General features: G+C 79.7%; 1 pseudogene. It reads left to right on the top strand.

Annotated features, from left to right (window positions below):
- Window positions 1-414, top strand: a pseudogene (locus BBH68_RS12415) (CHAT domain-containing protein); the annotation flags it as partial.

Genomic DNA, 414 nt, shown 5'->3' with positions numbered 1-414 from the left:
CTGCGCGACGACCGGGAGCACGACGACCGGGGCGCGGCGGTGGGCGCCGCGCAGGAGTCGCTGCGGGTGCTGGCCGAGGACGTGCTGTTGCAACTCGGCGCCGAACACGGCCTCGAGGTGGCCAGGGCGGGGGCGAGCAGGGGCCTGCTCGCCGCCCAGTGGGCCGCCGCGGACGGGCGGGTCGGCGAGGCGGTGGAGTCGCTGGAGGCGGGGCGGGGGCTGGTGCTGCGCGCGGCGGCCGCCGCGGCGGGGGTCGCGGAGCAGCTGGCCGCCCGGGGCGAGACGGAGCTGGCCGAGCAGTGGCGCAGCGCCGTACGGGACCTCCCGGTCCAGACCGCGCCGACGGCCGACGCGACGGGCCTCGGCGGTGACGGCGCGACCGGTGGCTCGGGCAGTGGTGGTTCGTGGTGGTTC

It is taken from the genome of Streptomyces sparsogenes, from assembly GCF_001704635.1.
GTDB lineage: Bacteria > Actinomycetota > Actinomycetes > Streptomycetales > Streptomycetaceae > Streptomyces > Streptomyces sparsogenes.
Note: the sequence above shows the minus strand (reverse complement) of the source record. Positions and strands in the feature narration are given on the sequence as shown.